This window comes from Prosthecobacter fluviatilis, from assembly GCF_042655725.1.
Taxonomy (GTDB): domain Bacteria; phylum Verrucomicrobiota; class Verrucomicrobiia; order Verrucomicrobiales; family Verrucomicrobiaceae; genus Prosthecobacter; species Prosthecobacter fluviatilis.
This window is the reverse complement of the sequence record NZ_JBHSMQ010000002.1, coordinates 909,108-923,470: the sequence shown is the minus strand read 5'-3', so window position 1 is coordinate 923,470 and position 14,363 is coordinate 909,108. Positions and strand designations below refer to the sequence as shown.

Genomic DNA, 14,363 nt, shown 5'->3' with positions numbered 1-14,363 from the left:
GCCACCCCCAAGACATGCCTACCGAGTTCGACATTCAATACGCCCTGGAAAACACCCAGGTGCTCCATGAGCCGGACCGCCGCATCGACACCTTCGGCAGCACCCATTTCGAGTTTCAGATCGTCACTGAACTCATGGACACCGTCGGCGCCGTGCGCGTGCGCGAAGGCCGCATCGAGGCCGAGAAGCCCCTCATCCTGCGTCCGGAAATGCCCGGCCAGTTTGACTTCGAAGGCTTTGGCCCCGAAGCCGCCGGTTTTGGCGAATTCCTGCGGGAAAACCTCCACAAGCTGGCCATCCTCAAATACGGCTTCAAATTCCGCAAAGGAGACATCAGCGAGCAGATCATCCATGAGCCCATGGAGCATGTTACCGGCAAGCTGCTGGACAACATCCGCACCTCCGGCAATCCCATGCGGGCCGTCATTCAGGGCGTGGACGACACCTGGGAGATCTGCCTTCTGAAATTCACCGTCGAGATGATCGAAAAGTCCCAGAACATCAACCTCTTCGATTTCAAACGCCGCGGCCTGCTGGGTTGAGCGGTCGTTTGTAGGCTCACGCAATGGCAAAAACCCAGATCAAACTGCTGATTTTCCTCATCACCGTCGGCTTGGTGGCGGGCACGCTGGCGATGGGGTACTGGGTTTACATGAACATCCTGCTCAAGGAGAGCCAGGTGGAGCATGACATCGCCTCCATGAAAGCCACAGACCGCCCTCGCATCGACCCCGGCATCCGTCGGTTCGAAGCTGCGATCGAGCTCATCCAGCAGGGCAAAATCGACGAAGGCCGCGACGCTCTCTACAAGCTCTGCCAGCAGTTCCCGGACTCCAAGACCTGCCCTGAGGCCATGCGCATCATCGGGGAGATCAACATGGACCAGCTCTACTCCGCCAACTCCACGGCGGGGAAAAAGGACTACATCGTCCAGCCGGGCAATTCCCTGAATTTCATCGCCACCAAGTTCGACACCACCGTGGACTCCATCATCCGCTCCAGCGGCTTGATGAGCTTCAATCTTCACCCCGGCGATCACCTCACCATCATCCCGATGGATTTCCACCTCGGCGTCAGCTTCGCGAAAAAACAGCTCATGCTGCTGCGCAAAGTCGGAGACAAAGAGTACCTCTTCAAAGTCTATAACGCAAAAGACATTCGGCTCCCGCCTGGCATGCGGCTGCCGGTGGAAATGACCGTCGCGGGAAAAAACTCCATCTTTGACGGCAAGCCCGTGCTCTCCACAGACCCCAACTACGTGGACGCAGAGAAATGGTTCGCCACCACAAAAACCGGCATCATCATTCGCACGCCCCCCGTCGCACGCGCACAGCCCGTGGAGGAGCCCAAAGCTCCAAACTCAAAAAAAGCCGCTTCCCCCTCCGCCATGCCTCCCCCTGCCCCCTCCCCTGCTGCGGAGACCGGCATTTTCCTCGCCCGCGAAGACATCGAAGAACTCTTTGCGCTCGTTCGCAAAGGGTCAAAGTTGAGCCTCGTGAGATAATCCCTCTCATCCCCTTCTCCCTACAGACCGCCATGAAACAAGTTTTGGAATTCGAAAAGCCCATCGTCAAAATCCGCGAAGAGATCGAGGATGCCAGAAAAAAGCACGCCGCCAAGCCCAGCGACAAGCTGGCCCAGCAGATCGCCGACCTTGAAGCCAAGGCCGAAAACCTGCAGCGCGATATCCACGCCAATCTCTCCCCCTGGCAGCGAGTGCAGATTTCCCGCCACATCGGCCGTCCCTTCATGCTCGATTACGTGAAGCACATCTGCGATGAGTTCGTCGAGCTTCACGGAGACCGCCACATCGGCGATGACAATGCCATGCCCGCAGGCTTTGCCACCATCGGCGGCCAGCGTGTCGCCATCCTCGGCCACCAGAAAGGCCGGGACACCAAGGAAAACCTGCTGCGCAACTTCGGCAGCGCCCACCCCGAAGGCTATCGCAAAGCCCTCCGCCTCATGCGCATGGCAGAAAAGTTCAGCCTGCCCATCGTCACCCTGATCGACACCCCGGGAGCTTTCCCGGGTATCGGTGCGGAAGAGCGTAACATCGCCGAGGCCATCGCCTTCAACCTGCGCGAAATGATGACCCTTCGCACTCCTGTCATCGCCATCGTCATCGGTGAAGGCGGCAGCGGAGGAGCTCTGGGCATCGGCATCGCAGACAAGGTGCTCATGATGGAAAACGCCTACTATTCCGTCATCAGTCCTGAAGGCTGTGCCGCCATCCTTTGGAAACACCGTGAACACGCTCCTGAAGCGGCTTCGGCACTCAAGCTCAGCGCCCAGGATCTCTCCAAGCTCGGCATCATCGACGGCATCATCCCCGAACCCCTGGGAGGTGCGCACAACGACCATTTCGCTGCTGCAAGCGCGCTCAAAGAGGCCGTGCTCGCCACCCTCAAGGAGCTCAATGCCGTTCCCACCACCCAGCTGCTGGAGCAGCGCTATCAGAAATTCCGCGCTCTCGGTCAGTTCACCGAAGGCTGATCTCCATATCACCATCCTGTTTTCTTTGCAGCAGCTTGCTGGGTCGCACCGGTTAACTGACGTGTTTTGATGCTTTACAGGGCGGCAGCTCCTGTGAATGCTGGCAACCATATGAAATGGATCATCCGCATCGTCATCGTTCTCGTGCTTCTCATTGGTGCCGGTCTGTGGTTTGGCTGGTCCCAGCTCGGGAACTTGGTCCGTTTCGGCATTGAAAAGGGGACGCCCCCGGTCGTGCAGACCAGCGTGTCTGTGCAGAGTGTCAAACTCTCCCCCTTCTCCGGCAGCGGTATCATCGAAGGCTTCGAAATTGGCAATCCCAAAGGCTTCACCGGCCCGTATGCCATGCGCATTGGCCGCACCGAGGTCGCGCTGGACACCAACAGCGTCAGCAGGGAGAAAGTCGTGATCCAGCACATCCGCATCACCGACCCGGAGATCAATCTCGAAGCCGGTCTGGGCGGGACAAACCTCAAGCACATAGCGGACAATGCCAAAAGCTTTGTCGCTCAGCAGACCGCTCCGGCGGGCGCTGGCACATCCCCGGCAGCCGCCGCTCCGCCAGCCGGCAGCAAGGACAAAAAGACCATCAAGCTGCAGATCAACGAACTGCTCATCACGGGGGCCCGACTCAGCGCCAGCGCAGCGGGGATCGTCCCTGGCGCAGACGCAAAAATCACGCTGCCAGAGATCCGCCTCACCAATCTCGGCTCCGGGTCTGAAGGCATCACTCCTGCAGAGTTAACAGCGCTCGTCCTCCGCGAACTGAATACCGAGGCCGCGAAAGCCAGCGCCAGCGGTGCACTCAAAAACATGCTGCAAGGCGGCGCTGCCAAGCTCAACACGGGCGGCCTGAAAGAAGGTGTGAAAGGTCTGTTCGGAAAATAAGGCGGCAAGAGGCCTCCCCGTAGCCCGTGGGTCAGCCGGTGACATCAAAAGCAGGCTCAGCAGTCCGCATCATCTGATGCCGCATCGGCGAGGAACTCCCAGCTTGGATTGATGGACATTTTTCGACCACCCCATCACCCAAACGCACCATTCTTAACCATTCAGCGATTCACGCTCGCTATCCCGAGACAAGGAAGCAACCGATGCTTGATTGGCATTCCGCCTATCAACCGCCATGCATCGTTTCTTTCCCGCCTTTCTGCTCGCCCTCACCACCACCAGCTTTGCCGCTGAAAATGAGGTAAATAAGAAGCAAAAGCCCCAGAAGACCACCGACATACCCGAGGTGGTGATCACCGCCACACGTAGCGCCACCCCGCTTTCCCAGGTGCCTGCGGCGATAAAAACCCTCGACAAAAAGCAGATGGAGGAGCGCCTCACTCGCACCTTCCCCGAAGCCCTGAGAGAAACCGCCGGCGTGGCCATTCAGAAGACTTCAAACGGCCAGGGCTCCCCCTACATCCGCGGTTTCACCGGTTTCCGCAATCTGATGATGGTGGACGGCATCCGCTTCAACAACTCCACCTTTCGCGACGGGCCGAACCAGTACTGGAACACCATCGACCAATACGGGCTCGACAAGGTGGAGGTCCTGCCCTCCCAGGGATCCGTGCAGTATGGCAGCGACGCCATCGGCGGCACCGTGAATGCCTTCACCAAGGGCTCCGGCTATCTGAGTGAAGCCGAAGGCGGCTTCTTCTCCCATGGCCGCGCAGACTACCGCTATTCCACGGCAGAGCACAGCAATGTGGAGCATCTGGAAACCAGCATTGGCGAGGGGCAGAAATGGGGCCTGCATGCAGGCGTCACCCTGAGCCAGTTTGGCAACGTCACGGACGGCAGCGGACGCCGGCAGCCACACACTGGTTACGATCAATGGGCCTTTGATGTGCGGCTGGATGTGGCACTGGATGACCAGTGGACTTTCACCGCCGTCCATCAGCAGGTGCGCCAGAATGATGTGTGGCGCACACACTCCACCACCTCCGGGGTCTCCTTTGAAGGCACCGCCGTGGGCACTGACCGCGTGCGCCTCTTTGACCAGGAGCGCAGCCTTTCCTACGTGCGTCTGGCAGGCAAGGACCTAAACAGCTTGATCGACGACGCCAGCCTCACCATTTCGCTGCAGACGGCTGGAGAGAATCAATACCGGGTCACCGGAGGTGGCACACGCTCCTACAACAAAGTGGACCTCAGCACCCTGGGGGCCGACCTCCAGTTCACCAGCGACTCCCCTATCGGCACCCTTGTTTATGGGGTCGACTTCTATGAGGACTTTGTGCAGTCACACGCCACGGACAATCCTTACCAGGGAGCCGTGGCGGACAACTCCACCTACAGTCTGCTCGGCGTCCACATCCAGGACACCATCGAGATCGGAGACCGCCTGCACATCTTCGTCGGAGAACGCTTCACCCATGCCACCGCCAGGCTCGGCAGCTTCCAAAATCCAATCACGCTGGCACAGCAGTCCTATCAGAACAGCTGGAACAACTTCTCAGGCAGCCTGCGCTTCGTCGTCGATCTCGACGAGCAGGACCGCTACTCGCTCTACGGCGGTGTTTCACAGGCTTTCCGTGCCCCCAATCTCTCCGACCTTTCCCGCTTCGACATCGCTCTCGCCGGACGCAAAGAAACACCCGCCACCGACCTCTCCCCGGAAAAATACCTGACCTACGAGATCGGCCTCAAGGCACACACAGAAACGCTCTCCGCCACCTTTGGCTACTTTTACACCAAGCTGGACAACCTGATCATCCGGCGCTCCACCGCCGTACCGCTCCAGGACACCAAGGCCAACGGCGGCGACGGCTACATGCAGGGCATTGAATTTTCCACCCGCTGGCAGATCGACAGGCACTGGAGCGTCTTTGGCCATGTGGCCTGGGTGGAAGGTGAGGCGGATCAGTTCATCGGCACGACGACCCAGAAACGCCGCGAGCCCCTGGGCAAAATCTCCCCTCTCGTCGGCTATGCCGGCGTGCGCTGGCAGACCACCGACAGCCGTTTCTGGTCAGAATTTGTCTGCCTGACCTATGGCGAAGCGGGACGCATGAACACCTCAGACCAGCTCGACACCCAGAGAATCCCGCCAAATGGGACCTCTTCATTCTGCGTCCTCACCCTGCGCGGCGGCTACTCCGTCACCCAAAACCTCATCCTGACAGCCTCCCTCGACAACCTGCTGGACCAAACCTACCGCTACCATGGTTCAGGCTCCAACGAACCAGGCTTCGGCGCAAACCTGGGCGTGACCGTGAAGTTCTGACCCGCCATCTGCTCTCATGCATCCACCACCCGCAGCTCCCCCTGTGTGGTGGTGTCTCGCATCACCTGGCTGGTGAGTCCGGCTATACCGGACTTTCCTGCATACGGCAGCTGGGCGGTGGTGTCTCGCGCGGCCATGTCCCACTCCAGCCGCAGATACTCGGCGATCACATTGGTGAGACTGAGCTGAAAAAAGTGACCTACGGTGGCCCAGACGACGGCAATATGGCTGCAGCACCGGCCTTGGTCCACAGCCTCTCGCAAACGGCCAAGCACCCCCTGATAGCGGGCATGCTTGGTCGATTTCAGCAGCACAGCCCCGGCCTGCAGGCTGCGCTGGCACGCCCCGGCTGGGAGCTGGGCTGAAAGCTGCTCCGCCGCGCCGGCAAGCCCTTCAAGATCGTTCGCACGCGCACACAGCCAGGCGGCTTTGAGCGCAGGCCCCACAGCCTCGCGCAGCAGATGTTGCGCAAAGTGGTCCCACTCCGCAGGCTCCTCCACCATCAGCACCTCCACACGGGCGCGCACGCTGCCCAGCAGCCATTTGACCCAGTCCAGACCGCGGGCCCAGTCTTCGATGATCTGCGTGTCATCCGCCTTCTCATGCGGTGGGGGCAGCAGGGTAATGCTCGGCAGCAGATGCAGCTTCATCTCGACAGCCACTCCCTCCGCTGCCATGGGCGGCGTTGTTCAAACCTTCGTTGCATGAACCAGTTCATCGCACGAAATATGCCTCCCGCGCAGCAATGCGCGAACAGAATACTTTTCATGAACACCGCCTCCACGCTTGACACCTCCGCCCCCTGGTATGCCTGCCAGCGCTGCGGCAACTGCTGCCGCTGGCCGGGAGATGTACGCGTCACAGAGGATGAGATCACCAGCATCGCCGCATACCTCGAAATGCCCCGTGCCGAGTTCGTCGAACAATGCACACGGCTGAACGCCAACCGCACCGGCCTCAGCATCATCGACAAGCCCAATGGCGAATGCCTTTTCCTGGAAGGTGTGAACGTATGCCGCATCCAGCCCGTCAAGCCCGCTCAGTGCGAAGGATTTCCCAATTCGTGGAATTTCCCCGGCTGGCGTGAGAAGTGCGAAGCAGTGGAGACCCCCCGCCCGGCCGCTGGCTGAGCCTGCTACGCGGCCGCCGTCGCCGACTTGTCCCACAGCACGGACTTGGTGTAAGCATAAGGCTTGCACAGCACGACTTTGCTCACATCCGTGCGGATGACGGCAAATTTGTGATAGTCCTCCGTCTCGCAGTACTTGCGGTAGTAGGCCTTGGATTTTCCGGGCATCTGGTCCCAGTAGCGCTTCGCCGCGTCGCCCTCGATCAGCCGCGTGTGTCCGGAGAGATACACGATCGTCTCCATGGAGGGGGAGGCAAACATCCACTCTGCCTGCGGATTCGCGCGCAGGATCGCGGCCTTCTGCGAATTCGGAGCCGTGATCGAGATGATTTCTTCCAGGTCCGTGGTCACCTGCGTGGTCATCCAGGCAGAGTGCGGATGCCCCTCGGCATCGGATGTGGCCAGCACGGCGCTGCGGCACTTCGCCACCAGCTGCGCGGCATCTCGAGTGACTTCATTTTCGATTTTCATGGTTAAACAAACGCCAGATGCCTCTTTGCTTCTCCTCATCGCTTGCCTCTCAGCATGCCTTTTTTGCAGATCACCGCTTTACTGCACCGGCGCCCCGTGCATGACATCCCTCCGCATGAAGCAGCAGACCATCGTCACCCTCGACCTCGAAGGCGTTCTCGTCCCCGAAATCTGGATCGCCTTTGCAGAGAAAACCGGCATCCCCGAACTCCGCCGCACCACCCGGGACGAGCCCGACTACGACGTCCTCATGAAAAGCCGCCTCAAGATCCTCGATGAGCACGGCCTCAAGCTTCCTGACATCCAGCAGGTGATCAGCACCCTCTCTCCCCTGGAAGGTGCCAAGGCCTTCCTGGATGAGCTGCGCTCCACCACCCAGGTCATCATCCTCAGCGACACCTTCGCGGAGTTTGCCCAGCCGCTCATGCGCCAGCTCGACTGGCCCACGATCTTCTGCCATCAGCTGGACGTCGCGCCAGACGGCCGCATCCTGGACTACAAGCTGCGCCAGCCCAATCAAAAGCAGAAATCCGTGGCCGCCTTCAAGGCGCTGAACTACCGCGTGATCGCCGCCGGCGACTCCTTCAACGACACCACCATGCTCGGCGAGGCAGACGTCGGCTTCTTCTTCCACGCTCCGGCCAGCATCCAGACGCAGTTCCCGCAGTTCAAGCCCTTCGACGACTACGGCGAGCTCCTGGCCGCCATGCGCGCCGTGCTTTGAAGCGCCATTGCCACAATGCGAATCCGCGTCCAGAATGCGCGCTCGTTTCACGCCCCGCATGCCACAGCTCCATCTTCAGCCCGACTTCGCCACCTTCCAGACGCTCGCGCAGCAGGGCAATCTCGTACCGGTGATGGCGGAACTCGCCGCCGACTACGAAACCCCGCTCTCCGCTTTCCAAAAGATCCATGACGGCCGCTGCGCTTTCCTGCTGGAGTCTGCGGAGCTCACCCAGCACTCCGGCCGCTACTCGCTGCTTGGCAGCTCCCCCCGCATCATCTTCACCGCACGTGGTCGTGAAATCGAAATCGAGGAGCGTGGCAAAAAGCGCAGCTACACCACTGCGGGCGATCCTCTGACAGAACTGCAGGAGCTGATGAAGCCCTTCACACCGCTCGAAGCACAGCCTCTGCCTGTCTTCCACGGCGGCGCCGTCGGCTACCTGGCCTATGACATGGTCCGCTTCTTCGAGCCGACACTGCCGCCCCCTCCCAAGGATGAGCTGGGCCTGCCAGACATGGTCTTCATGGTCACGGACACCGTGCTGGTGTTTGACCACCGCACCCGCCGCCTCTCCATCGTGGCCAATGTCCACACCGATGAGCATGCCACGCTGGAAGAAGCCTATGACTGGGCTCGCCAGCAGATTGCGGAGGTCATCGCCAAGCTGGAGAAGCCGCTGGCCGCAAGGCCTCTGCAAACTTTTGCACCTGTGGGGCAGCTGCCACCGCCCGTGAGCAACACCACGCAGGAAGAATACGAGTCGATGGTGCTCAAGATGAAGGAGTACATCGGCGCCGGGGACATCTTCCAAGGCGTGCCCTCCCAGCGTTTCGAAACGGAGTACACCGGCTCCACACTGGACCTCTTCCGCGCCCTGCGGCATGTGAACCCCAGCCCCTACATGTTCTGCCTCGACTTCCCCCAGGGCTTTGCGCTCGTCGGCAGCTCGCCTGAGGTGCATGTGAAGTGCATGAACGGCCGCATCGACATCCGGCCCATCGCAGGCACCCGCTGGAGGGGCAAGACCACCGCAGAGGACAATGCGCTGGCCGAAGAGCTTCTCAACGATCCCAAGGAACGCGCCGAACACATCATGCTCGTCGATCTCGCACGCAATGACGTCGGACGTGTCGCCGACTATGGCACCGTCCGTGTCAGCGACCTGATGATCATCGAACGCTATTCTCACGTCATGCACATCGTCTCCAATGTGGACGGCCACCTGCGCGACGACAAGACCGCCTACGACGTCATGCGTGCCACCTTTCCCGCCGGCACTGTCAGCGGCTCTCCCAAAGTGCGCGCCATGGAGATCATCAACGAGTGTGAGAAGAGCAAGCGCTGCGCTTATGCCGGCGCGGTGGGTTACTTCGGCTTCGATGGCAACCTCGACTCCTGCATCGCCCTGCGCACCTGCGTCGTCAAAGATGGCAAAGCTTATGTACAGGCGGGAGCTGGCGTCGTCGCAGACTCTGTCCCTGCTGCGGAGTACCAGGAAACGATCAACAAAGCCACCGGCATGCTGCGGGCCATTCAATGGGCCCGTCAGCTGAGCCATCCGTGAGCTCATTGAGTTGCTCACACGCTAATCACAGAGTTGCTCACAATGCGCGGACGGCATCACTCAGAAACAGAGAACCCCCCGGCATGCGGAGCCGGGGGGTTCCATTGGCGATCCAGCAACCAACAACGATGGAGGACCGATTGGCACGAAATGCGTTAGCTGAGGAAGCTTGCAAACGTGGCCTGCGAGTTGCCTCACAGACACGCCCATGTTAAAAAGTTTTGTCCCTCCCGTCAACCTGCCCACCCTTCTTTTGCAAAAAGAAACCGCTGAGTCGCAATTGTGAGAGCCTAAAATCCACAATTGTTCTCAAAATTTTAGCAAAACGAGTCTTGACACCCCATCTGTCACTTTCGCCCTTCCACTAATCAACTGAACATCTCCACCATGCCTACCTCACAAGACCTTGGCCAGCTTCTCCTCATGGGTGTTCCCGGTGCCGAACTCACCCCGGAAACCGCCGCTCGGCTTAAAAAACTCCAGCCCGGTGGCTTCATTTTGTTCGGGCGTAACATCCAGTCCCCCACGCAGCTTCGCAAACTCATCGATGACCTGCGCGACATCTCCACCGTCGAACCTTTCATCACCATCGACCAGGAAGGAGGCCGAGTCTCCCGCCTCCGCCTCATTGGAGAGGAACCTCCAAACGCCCAGTCTCTGCGTGACAAAGGAGACCCCGCCCTCATCAAGCGCCACGGCAAGCTCACCGGCCAGATCCTCCGCCTCTTCGGTTTCAATCTCGATCTCTGCCCGGTCCTCGACATCTCGTACGACGACGCGGCAGACAACTCACTCAAAGGCCGCACCTACGGTCGCGACCCGCAGCAGGTCATCGACAATGCCGGAATCTTCAACCGCGCCATGCGCGCAGAAGGCATCCTCAGCTGCGGCAAGCACTTCCCCGGCTACGGCCCGGCCGAGTGTGATCCGCATGAGTTCCTCCCTGTCATCACCAAAAGCCGTGAAGAAATGGAGCGCAGCGAACTCCTCCCCTACTCCGCACTGCTGCCCGAGCTCGACTCCGTGATGACCTGCCATAGCAACTACACCGCCTACGATCCTGATCGTGGTCGCTGGCCGGCCAGCCTGAGCTACAACATCGTGACCAAGCTCCTCCGCCATCAATACGCTTTCGACGGTCTGGCCATGACCGACGACCTCGACATGGGAGCCATTTTGAATGAAGTCACCTTTGAGCAGGCCATCCAGGAAGCCGTTCGCGCCGGCAATGACCTCGTCATGATCTGCCACCGCGTCGAAATGGTCGAACTCGCCCGCCAGCATCTGGAAGGCGTCGAAGCACCAGCGCTTCACGATGCCTTGACACGGATCGAGAAAACCAAAAAGCGCCTCGTAAAGCCTGATAAGTTTGATCTCGACCGCTTCGCAGCCATCAACCGGGACATCTGGCAGCTCCGTGTCGACACTCTCGGCGAGGAAGCAGCCAAGAATCTCAGCGTCGAGGATGGCAAACGCTCACCAGTGGAGCTTTACTGAAGAACTGGCGTCTGACCGCATTGCAAAATGCAAAGCTCCCCTTGTGATCATCCGTGCTTCACGAGGGAGAGCCCTCACATCAGGCCGCCATCACAAAATTTTTGTCGAACAGCAGCGTGGCAGAACGCCTTGGCTGTCGTTCATTTTTGCCAAATAGAGAAGAGCGCAGAGAGCGGCGAAGGCCAGCCAGTGCATGCCAGTCAGAGTCGAGGCCAGGCGTTCGCAGTCCCTTGAGAGACGTTTAGAGCGTTCCGGCCAGCCAAAACTGCGCTCCACCGCCCAGCGCTTTGACAGCAAAACAGAAAGCTGAGTTCACAGCGGTCCTTAGCGTTTCGGCTTCAGCGGTGAAGCTGTGTAAATCGAAGGAAGCTCCCCTGTTCTGTTTCCCACCTGCCCTTGCTTCATGCGGTCAATCTCTTCCTTGGAGGGAAGAATCGCACGCCGAATGGTGATGGGAGCATTCACAAGCTGCGTCTCTGCAGTCGCAGCCACCGTTTTCACGGCTGTGCTTGCAGGCTTCTCGGCCACTGCTTTTTCCATCGCCTTTACTTTATCCCCTACCGCAGGGGCCTTCGGAGACGGCGCAGGAACCTCTGAAGCAGTGGCAACAACAGCCGACGATGGCTTGACTGTTAAATTCGGCGCAGCCTTAACCTCTGCCGAAACAGGTTTCACCGGAAGGCTGGGGGCCGCATCTGCGACAGCAGGCGCAGGCTTCACCACAGGATTCGTTTCAGCTTTCACCTCAGCCAGCGCAGGTTTCACCGGCTGGCTAGGTGCCGCATCTGCGACAGCAGGCGCAGGCTTCACCACAGGATTCGTTTCAGCTTTCACCTCCGCCAGCACAGGTTTCACCGGCTGGCCAGGTGCCGCATCTGCGACAGCAGGCGCAGGCTTCATCAAAGGATTCGGCTCAGCTTTCACCTCCGCCAGCACAGGTTTCACCGGCTGGCTAGGCGCCGTATCTGCGACAGCAGGCGCAGGCTTCATCAAAGGATTCGGCTCAGCCTTCACCTCAGCCAGCGCAGGTTTCACCGGCTGGCTGGGGGCCGCATCCGCTACGGCTGGCGCAGGCTTCAGCGCAGGATTCGGCACAGCCTGTTTCATGACTGCAACAGCCTTCACCGGCTTGGCTGAGACAGGAGCAGTTTCTGGCCTGACGGCCTGAGTTTGGACAGCAGCAGGTTGGCTCTCAATGGCCTTCACCTTCGCCACGACCGGCGGCACACTGTCGCCTTTATCTGCTGCAGATCCTTCGACTTTGGCGGAGGCGGGCATCGCTGACTGCGCAACAACACCTGGCTCATTCTTGCTCCCCGTGAAAATCCATGCGCCGAAGCCCAGCACCACGACCGCGGCAGCAGCCATGGCTCCCCAGGGCAGGCTGCGCTTTGGCTGCAGCAGCGTATTGAAGTCATGCGTTTTGATCCCGCGCCTGATGGGGGAGATGACTTCCGGCGCCGAGGCCTGGCCTCCAGCCTCATTCGTATTCCAGTCATCTTCGAAGTCAGAGACGGATCCCACGCTCTCCATTTCCTCCAGCGCCACTGTGCGGCCGCCACGCAGTCGTGTCGCAAGATCCACCGTTGGCGCAGACAGCAGCCCTTCGAACTTGTCTATGAAATCCCCCGGGCTGGGAGTCTTGCCCGCACGACGGGTCAGTTCCAGACACTCACGCACATAGGCGGCCGCGGCTTCAGGGATGGCTTCAGGAAACATCGGCACGCCTGCGCCCAGACGCTCCCCAGTCAGCAAGTAGCCCGCAAGCGCCACAAAGGAGCGGTGGCGGAAGTCACGGTTCTGCAGGTGTTCTTCCTCCAGCTGGCCTTCGGCAAGGTCCATGTCCACCAGCAGCGGTTCATACAGGCTGCGCATGGTCATGTGCGGGCGCAGCTTCACCACAAACGAAGGCCACGCATCCAGACGTTTCTGCATCAGCCTTTCCAGTTCACGTGAAAGCAGCGGGCCATTTTTGCCCACTCGCAGCAGGATGTTGGAGGGGTGCAGGTCCACACGTTGCACACCGCACTCCACCGCCTGGTCCAGCCCTGCGCGGATCTGCCTCATCAGCACCGTCACCTCCGCAGGATTCAGCGTAATGCGCTCCGCCATGAGCCGGCTGAGCGCAAAGCCGGGCTCGCGTTCCTCTGTCAGGAAAGTCCAGTCAGGGCTTTCCCACAGGCTCAGGGAGCGCAGGATGTTGGGGTGCCGTTCAGGATTGAAACGCCACATTTGCAAAGGCACCGCTTCGTAACGGGACTTGTCCACGATTCTCGAAGGCGGCAGCAGATGCACCGTGACTTCCTGCCCGAGCTTTGTGTTGATCGCAGGTATCGAAAACGGGTAGCGTCTTGCATGCTCCACATCCTCGACACGAAAGCGCGTCCCCAGAATGGTTTCGACCGGCACATCCTCCAGCAGCAGTTCCTGAAGCTGTGACTGCGGCAGCAGCGAAGAGCTCACCACCAGGTGCTTGCGGAAATTGCGTGCCTTGATGTTGCTCGAAAGTGCGCTGAAGGCCTCGCGCACATCATCACGCAGCTTTTCGATCGAGGTCGGCGCATTGACCGGGTCGGTAAGAGCCCCCCTCACGGCCGTGCGCAGCCCCATCGGCAGCTGCGTCAATGCAGGAAACCGGTCCGGATTTTCACCGGCATAGGGCTGCCCCGTGAGCAGCAGGAAAATCAGCCGGCTGGCCTCCACCACCAGCCGCCCGCCGCTCTGGACCTCGGTGCCCGCGTCCATCTGCGAAAGCCCGTAATCAAACACACGGAGCTGCAAAAATGTGTCCTCCAGAGTCGTGACAAGCACGCGGTCCAGGTGCATGCGCGAAACCAAGCGCTCAAATCCCTGCAACTGCAGCAGGTCATCCAGCAGCTGATACACCAACGCCAGCGCAGTCGCAGGCGTCACCGCGCCACGTCTCTGGGTGTAGTGCTCGACGAACTCACCATCATTCAGATTGCTCGTGTAATAGACCAGCCCCTGGTCCTCCCCCACTTCCAGAATGCGCATGAAAGCATGCCCGCGGATCTCAGAAGCCTGCCGGGCACGTTCAAAGGCCGACTTTTTCATCGCCGCATCCAGGCTGCTTCCGCCGCGCAGCACATGAAGTTCCACCAGTCGATGAATCCGATTGTCGAAAGCCAGAAAAACCACCTCATCTTTGGAACGCACCAACTCAACCGGCGCACCACCGGTGCGGTGTGCCACAGAAAGGCTGCCAAATTGCTGAAGCTCTTCAATCATAACAAGTTAATGA

13 protein-coding genes are annotated in these 14,363 nt (G+C 59.9%); 9 read left to right on the top strand and 4 right to left on the bottom strand.

Annotated elements, in window-relative coordinates; all coding sequences use genetic code 11:
* The first annotated feature begins 14 nt into the window (after positions 1 to 14).
* From ACFQDI_RS08675 to ACFQDI_RS08655, 5 genes are all read left to right on the top strand, one after another.
* Positions 15 to 542, top strand: a complete 528-nt coding sequence (locus ACFQDI_RS08675) for a hypothetical protein (RefSeq protein ID WP_377165500.1) — start codon at positions 15 to 17, stop codon at positions 540 to 542.
* A gap of 23 nt (positions 543 to 565) precedes the next feature.
* The gene (locus ACFQDI_RS08670; RefSeq protein WP_377165498.1) at positions 566 to 1,504 is read left to right on the top strand and encodes a LysM peptidoglycan-binding domain-containing protein; all 939 of its coding nucleotides are present in this window, start codon (positions 566 to 568) and stop codon (positions 1,502 to 1,504) included.
* Positions 1,505 to 1,536: 32 nt separating this feature from the next.
* Positions 1,537 to 2,496 (top strand): acetyl-CoA carboxylase carboxyltransferase subunit alpha, encoded by a 960-nt coding sequence (locus tag ACFQDI_RS08665; RefSeq protein WP_377165496.1) that lies wholly within the window; start codon positions 1,537 to 1,539, stop codon positions 2,494 to 2,496.
* Positions 2,497 to 2,607: 111 nt separating this feature from the next.
* A complete protein-coding gene (locus ACFQDI_RS08660; protein ID WP_377165494.1) occupies positions 2,608 to 3,384 on the top strand; it encodes an AsmA family protein in 777 nt (258 codons plus the stop codon).
* Positions 3,385 to 3,619: 235 nt separating this feature from the next.
* Positions 3,620 to 5,713, top strand: coding sequence for a TonB-dependent receptor plug domain-containing protein (locus ACFQDI_RS08655; protein WP_377165492.1), 2,094 nt, complete (start codon positions 3,620 to 3,622; stop codon positions 5,711 to 5,713).
* 14 nt (positions 5,714 to 5,727) lie between these two features.
* Here the strand turns inward: ACFQDI_RS08655 and ACFQDI_RS08650 are convergent, their stop codons facing one another.
* Positions 5,728 to 6,390, bottom strand: a complete 663-nt coding sequence (locus ACFQDI_RS08650; RefSeq protein ID WP_377165490.1) for an urease accessory UreF family protein — start codon at positions 6,388 to 6,390, stop codon at positions 5,728 to 5,730.
* Between the two features lie 90 nt (positions 6,391 to 6,480).
* Between ACFQDI_RS08650 and ACFQDI_RS08645 the strand changes: the two genes are divergently transcribed.
* On the top strand, positions 6,481 to 6,843 hold the full coding sequence (locus ACFQDI_RS08645) for a YkgJ family cysteine cluster protein (protein ID WP_377165488.1): 363 nt from the start codon (positions 6,481 to 6,483) through the stop codon (positions 6,841 to 6,843).
* A 5-nt stretch (positions 6,844 to 6,848) separates the two neighbouring features.
* On the opposite strand, the gene ACFQDI_RS08640 is transcribed toward ACFQDI_RS08645, so the two are convergent.
* A complete protein-coding gene (locus tag ACFQDI_RS08640; RefSeq protein WP_377165486.1) occupies positions 6,849 to 7,313 on the bottom strand; it encodes a pyridoxamine 5'-phosphate oxidase family protein in 465 nt (154 codons plus the stop codon).
* 100 nt (positions 7,314 to 7,413) lie between these two features.
* On the opposite strand from ACFQDI_RS08640, the gene thrH reads away from it, so the two are divergent.
* The 3 genes from thrH to ACFQDI_RS08625 all read left to right on the top strand — a co-directional run bounded on the left by thrH (position 7,414) and on the right by ACFQDI_RS08625 (position 11,101).
* Positions 7,414 to 8,037, top strand: coding sequence for a bifunctional phosphoserine phosphatase/homoserine phosphotransferase ThrH (thrH, locus tag ACFQDI_RS08635; protein WP_377165484.1), 624 nt, complete (start codon positions 7,414 to 7,416; stop codon positions 8,035 to 8,037).
* A gap of 58 nt (positions 8,038 to 8,095) precedes the next feature.
* Positions 8,096 to 9,604 carry an anthranilate synthase component I gene (gene trpE / locus ACFQDI_RS08630; RefSeq protein WP_377165482.1) on the top strand — a complete coding sequence of 503 codons (1,509 nt, stop codon included), beginning with the start codon at positions 8,096 to 8,098 and terminating at the stop codon, positions 9,602 to 9,604.
* A gap of 387 nt (positions 9,605 to 9,991) precedes the next feature.
* Positions 9,992 to 11,101: a glycoside hydrolase family 3 N-terminal domain-containing protein gene (locus ACFQDI_RS08625; RefSeq protein ID WP_377165480.1), complete on the top strand. Its 1,110-nt coding sequence runs from the start codon at positions 9,992 to 9,994 to the stop codon at positions 11,099 to 11,101.
* 90 nt (positions 11,102 to 11,191) lie between these two features.
* Here the strand turns inward: ACFQDI_RS08625 and ACFQDI_RS08620 are convergent, their stop codons facing one another.
* On the bottom strand, positions 11,192 to 11,398 hold the full coding sequence (locus ACFQDI_RS08620; RefSeq protein ID WP_377165478.1) for a transposase: 207 nt from the start codon (positions 11,396 to 11,398) through the stop codon (positions 11,192 to 11,194).
* Between the two features lie 27 nt (positions 11,399 to 11,425).
* Positions 11,426 to 14,350 carry a protein kinase family protein gene (locus tag ACFQDI_RS08615; protein ID WP_377165476.1) on the bottom strand — a complete coding sequence of 975 codons (2,925 nt, stop codon included), beginning with the start codon at positions 14,348 to 14,350 and terminating at the stop codon, positions 11,426 to 11,428.
* Positions 14,351 to 14,363 lie beyond the last annotated feature (13 nt).